This is a genomic window from Pseudomonas sp. NPDC088885 (genome assembly GCF_044750025.1).
Taxonomy (GTDB): Bacteria; Pseudomonadota; Gammaproteobacteria; order Pseudomonadales; family Pseudomonadaceae; genus Aquipseudomonas; species Aquipseudomonas rustica.
Map to the genome: position 1 here is coordinate 1 of NZ_JBIVJB010000194.1, position 3,482 is coordinate 3,482.

Here is a 3,482-nt window from a genome sequence, read left to right on the forward strand (position 1 = left end):
CCTTAAAGGTATTTCAGGAAAAATTGTATTTTCTAAGTATGATGAAAATTCCCGGCGAGGCACTATTGTTGTGATGATGGAGATGGCGGGTTCAGGCCAATCACTGCAGCACTTTGTGTGTCGTAGAAGCTCAGCTCGTAATCGAGCACGACGTCGGCGTTCAAGCCGTGTTCGCGGGCCAGTTGATCGGTGAGCACGGCGCGGAAATCGACGCGCTCATCCCCGGCAAACTGCGCGAGGATCGGCGGCAGCTCGGTCTGCGCGTTGATCGCCCAGCCCTGATTGGCTTCACGGTTGAGGTGAATGGCCAGGTTGGGAATGATCGCGATCGGCGCCTTGAAGTCGATCAGTTGGCTTTCGACCTTGCCATCGCGGCGGAAGGTGACGCGGCCGGCCAGCGACAGATCGCGGTCGAACCACGGCGCCAGCAGTGCGCCGCCATACACTTCAACGCCCAGTTGCCAGAAACCCTGACGCTGCAGTTCCGGCTGCGGTTTGACGCGCAGGCACGGGCTGTCGGTGTGCGCGCCAACCAGACGGATGCCACCGTGCAGCGGCGAGGTGCGGCCCATTTTGATCGCGACGATCGAGGAGTCATTACGAGTAACGTAATAGCGGCCGTTAGGCTCGGTGGTCCACGGCTCGCGTTCGTCGAGGCGCACAAAACCGGCGGCCTCCAGACGTTGCACAAGACTGGCGGTGGCGTGGAACGGGGTAGGGGAGGCCTTGAGGAAGTCGATCAGGCCTTGGTTCAACTCTTCGCGCATAACAAGCTCCAGACAGCAATGGCCGGGAGTTTAACGCATCGGGAGGGGAATTCGATCTCTGTAGGAGCTGCGGCACGCTGCGATCTTTTGATTTTGATTTCAAAAAGCAGAATCAAAAGATCGCAGCGTGCCGCAGCTCCTACAGGGCAAGGATCTCAGTTAGTCGTGAGTACGCGTTTTTTCAGGTAGCGCATGATGACTTTCTCGTCTTCCGGCTTGTCCGGGCGTGGCAACTGTTTTGGCCAGCGGCTCTGGCTCAGGAGCTTTTTCTGCCGACTCTCGTCCCAACGCAGAATCTCCCGCGACGCACATTCCCACCACTCATGGCGGCAGGCGCTGTAGTACGGATCATCCGGTGCGGCGCTGCCATACAACAAGTCTCGACCGACCTTGCGTAGGGCGCCGCTCTGGTTGCGCAGTTTCCATTTGATTTTCAGGCGCTGCCAGGCCGACGGGAACGGTTTGACTCGCGGCACGTCGCGGCACAGATCCACCAGTCGCTGACTGAACGTTTCGCCATGCTGGGAGAAGAAGTACGTCTGCATCGCATGGAAAAAACGCTTTTCGGCGAAGTAGTGATAGACGTATTTCCGCGCTTCCACGACCCGGCGTTCACGCAGGGCATACGATAACGCGATCTGCTCGATGGTATGGATCTCGAAACCGCCGACCGTACACTGGTCGATCATGCGGATCGACTCTTCGAACAAATCCAGATCGTTTTCGGTGACACCGCACAGGCCGCTGTTGTAGAGCTTGAAGCCGTTTTCCGGCGTCACGCCATACGCACTGAGGTCGCGCGCAAGCTTCAGATAGTCGCTGCGCTGGTGCACGTCTTTCCAGTCGTACTCGAAGCGATCCATGACCGAGCAATCCTGCCCGATGGCATCGAGCAGACGGCTGGGATGATCAGTGAACAACGTGTCGGTGTCGACGAACAGCGTCTTCTCCGCCCACTGCATGCCGGCGGCGATGGCGCAGGCCTTGCGGCGATGGTGGTAGCCGTTTTCGCCTTGCCAGCGCGTCAACGTGGCTTCGTCGAGGAACACCGTGTCGACCGGCCAGCCGGCGTAATCTTGCGGGCGATCAGTGAGAATCCTGATCGCCGGGAGCTGGCCGTTTTTCGCCTGGGACAACACGGTGAGGATGCTGAACTTGGCCTCGCGGCGGTAGACATCCTGATTGCCGTAAATCAGGTACAGCAACTGCTGGCGGGTTTTTTTCAGGGGTGTGGCGAGGGAATCAATACAACTCATCCGAAACAAAAATCCTTAAAACGGTGCCGGGCATTCGAAGCGCAAGCGTTCGCCGGTCTGGGGATGGGTGAAGCTCAACATACTCGCGTGCAGACACAAACGCGGCCAGGCGGCCAAGGCTTGTTCATGGGCGTAGAGCCCGTCGCCCAGCAGCGGATGACCGATGGACAGCATGTGCACGCGCAACTGGTGTGAACGGCCGGTGATCGGCGTCAGCTCGACGCGGCACCAGTCGCCACAACGTTCCAGCACGCGCCAGAAGGTCAGCGCATGTTTGCCGAATTCGTGATCGACCACATGGCGCGGCTTGGTCGGCGGATTGTACCGCAGGGGCAAATCGATGCTGCCGCTGTCCAGTTCCGGCTGACCCCAGGCCAACGCGGTGTAGGCCTTTTCGGTTTCGCGGTCATGAAACTGGCGCGACAGTTCACGATGCGTGTCGGCGTCACGGGCCAGCAGAATGATGCCGGAGGTTTCCCAGTCCAGACGATGGACGATGCGCGCTTCCGGGTAGCCGTTTTCCTGCAGACGGGTAATCAGGCAATCCTTGTTGTCGTCGGCGCGACCGGGCACCGAGAGCAGCAACGTCGGTTTGTTCACCACCAGTACAGCGGCGTCCTGATGGATGATGTGGATGTTGGACAACGGCATTAAAACAGCCTCGTAACAAATGCCAACGGCGGCTCGGGGACCACATTCCCTGTAGGAGCTGCGGCACGCTGCGATCTTTTGATCTTTTTAACAACAAGAGCAAAAGATCGCAGCGTGCCGCAGCTCCTACAAAGGCTTGTTGGCCCCGAGCCGCCGCAGCGACTACCTGATCGACTCAGCGATCGGGCAGGGTGATGTTGAGTTCCAGAATCGAGCAACTGCCCTGGCTTTCCAGTGCAACATGTACGTCATCGTTGCCGATGTTGACGTACTTGCGGATCACGTCGACCAGTTCCTTCTGCAAGGCTGGCAGGTAATCCGGCGTGCTGCGCTGGCCGCGCTCATGCGCCACGATGATCTGTAGACGCTCTTTCGCTACCGAGGCGGTACTTGGCTTTTTGTTGGCACGAAAGAAGTCAAAAAGGTTCATTACCTACCTCCAAACAGGCGCTCGAAGAATCCCTTCTTCTCGACATCGAGGAAACGGTGGGCTTTTTCTTTGCCCAGCAAACGGTCGACGGTATCGCTGTAAGCCTGACCGGCATCGCTCTGGTCGTCGAGAATCACCGGTACGCCCTGGTTGGATGCCTTGAGCACCGCCTGGGATTCCGGGATCACGCCGAGCAGGGTGACCGAGAGGATTTCCTTGACGTCTTCAACGCCAAGCATCTCGCCCTTTTCCACACGCTCTGGATGGTAGCGAGTGATCAGCAGGTGCCGAGTTTGCCGTTGGCCGCCGGCAGAGCAGTGTTTTTCAGCTTCACGTCATGTTCGAACGGCGAGGCCGCCAGCAACTCGATACCGATGT

3 protein-coding genes and 3 pseudogenes are annotated in these 3,482 nt (G+C 58.6%); all 6 read right to left on the bottom strand.

Translation table 11 applies throughout. From position 1 onward, the window contains the following. Nucleotides 1-89: 89 nt before the first annotated feature. Nucleotides 90-767: pseudogene (locus ACIP1X_RS28235) on the bottom strand (M18 family aminopeptidase); the annotation flags it as partial. Nucleotides 768-922: 155 nt separating this feature from the next. Next, nucleotides 923-2,023: a hypothetical protein gene (locus ACIP1X_RS28240; protein WP_400755907.1), complete on the bottom strand. Its 1,101-nt coding sequence runs from the start codon at nt 2,021-2,023 to the stop codon at nt 923-925. A gap of 15 nt (nt 2,024-2,038) precedes the next feature. Next, nucleotides 2,039-2,674, bottom strand: coding sequence for an RluA family pseudouridine synthase (locus ACIP1X_RS28245; RefSeq protein WP_400755908.1), 636 nt, complete (start codon nt 2,672-2,674; stop codon nt 2,039-2,041). A 175-nt stretch (nt 2,675-2,849) separates the two neighbouring features. Continuing rightward, the gene (gene minE / locus ACIP1X_RS28250; RefSeq protein WP_003223146.1) at nt 2,850-3,104 is read right to left on the bottom strand and encodes a cell division topological specificity factor MinE; all 255 of its coding nucleotides are present in this window, start codon (nt 3,102-3,104) and stop codon (nt 2,850-2,852) included. Then, nucleotides 3,104-3,391 (bottom strand): annotated as a pseudogene (locus ACIP1X_RS28255) (septum site-determining protein MinD); the annotation flags it as partial. The gene minE and the pseudogene ACIP1X_RS28255, both read right to left, overlap by 1 nt. Next, nucleotides 3,388-3,482 (bottom strand): annotated as a pseudogene (locus ACIP1X_RS28260) (outer membrane protein OmpW); the annotation flags it as partial. The pseudogenes ACIP1X_RS28260 and ACIP1X_RS28255, both read right to left, overlap by 4 nt.

Coding starts and splice junctions, on each gene's coding strand:
- ACIP1X_RS28240 (WP_400755907.1), bottom strand. CDS start 2,023: ATGAGTTGTATTGATTCCCTCGCCACACCCCTGAAAAAAACCCGCCAG.
- ACIP1X_RS28245 (WP_400755908.1), bottom strand. CDS start 2,674: ATGCCGTTGTCCAACATCCACATCATCCATCAGGACGCCGCTGTACTG.
- minE (WP_003223146.1), bottom strand. CDS start 3,104: ATGAACCTTTTTGACTTCTTTCGTGCCAACAAAAAGCCAAGTACCGCC.